The 1357-nt window shown below is 69.3% G+C and carries 1 protein-coding gene; it reads left to right on the top strand.

What is annotated here, in order from left to right:
- Positions 1 to 150 precede the first annotated feature (150 nt).
- Positions 151 to 1341: an ISAs1 family transposase gene (locus ACFXJ8_RS44075; RefSeq protein ID WP_379651552.1), complete on the top strand. Its 1191-nt coding sequence runs from the start codon at positions 151 to 153 to the stop codon at positions 1339 to 1341.
- Positions 1342 to 1357 lie beyond the last annotated feature (16 nt).

Raw genomic sequence — 1357 nt, 5'->3', positions numbered from 1 at the left:
CAGGGCTGAAGCGTTCTCGGCTGGTGAGACGGTTGCGGCCCTGGGACGGACGGATCGCTGAGCGGCGCCCCGGTGTGGAGATGACAAACGCGACCCCTGATGATCGTCGGTTGTCTAAGCCAGTCGATCAAGAACAGGGGCCGCGTTCGCGTGCCATCTTCCCCGATCGACGTGCTCTGCCGCCACCTGGAGCACGTCACCGCCTCCGACCCGCTGATGGACCTCACCGACCTGCCCGCCCTGGTCGAGGTCCTGCACGCCGTACCCGACCCGCGCAGCCGTCGCGGGCGCCGCTACCCGCTCGGACCGCTGCTGGCCTTGGCCTTGCTCGCCGTCCTCGGCGGCGCCACCTCCCTGGCGAAGATGACCCGGTTCATCACCGGATGCGATCCCGAGCTGCGCGAGCGCCTCGGCTTACCTGCCGCGATACGGCTGGCTGCCAGCACCCTGGGACGACTGCTGTCGCGCTTGGACGGCGACGCCTTCGACGCCGCGACCTGCGCCTACCTGGCCACGCTGACTACCTGTGCTCCGCCACCCACCACGCTCACCCGCATGCCGCTGCTCGGCCTGGCCGTGGACGGCAAGACGCTGCGCGGCAGCCGTACCAGCGAAGGCGTGACCCACCTGTTGGCCGCCGTCCGTCACGACACCCAGGTGGTGGTGGCCCAAGCCCAGGTCGCGGCCAAGAGCAATGAGATCCCCGCCTTCACGCCGCTGCTGGCCGAGCTGGACCTGTCCGGCGTGGTGGTCACTGCCGACGCCCTGCACACCCAGCACGAGCACGCCCGGCAGATCGTCGCCGCCGGCGGCCACTACCTGCTGGTGGTCAAGGGCAACCAGCCCACGCTGCACCGCAGGCTCAAGGCCCTGCCCTGGCGCGAGGCCATTCTCAACGACCGCACCGACGAGACCGGGCACGGGCGTCGCGAGATCCGCCGCATGAAGATCTGCACCGTCCGGCCTGGCCTGCCCTTCCCGCACGCCCTGCAGGCCATCCAGGTCAAGCGCCGCCGTACCGACCGCAGGACCGGCAAGACCACCATCGTCACGATCTACGCCATCACGAGTCTCCCGCCGGGCCAGATCACTCACGCCCAGCTCGCCGCGCTGATCCGCGGGCACTGGAGCATCGAAGCCCTGCACCACATCCGCGACGTCACCTACCGCGAAGACGCCTGCAAGGTGAGGACCGGCACCGCACCACGACTCTTGGCTAGCCTCCGCAACCTGGCCATCGGCCTGACCCGCCTGATCGGCTGGACCAACATCGCCGCCGCCACCGATCATTACCGCAACCATCCCGCCGACGGACTTCAGCTACTTGGTCTCACCACGTGAGAACGCATCAGCCCTG

It is taken from the genome of Nonomuraea sp. NPDC059194, assembly GCF_042754765.1.
In the GTDB taxonomy this organism is placed as follows: Bacteria; Actinomycetota; Actinomycetes; order Streptosporangiales; family Streptosporangiaceae; genus Nonomuraea.
The sequence above is the reverse complement of the archived record's forward strand: the minus strand, read 5'-3'. Positions and strand labels throughout refer to the sequence as shown.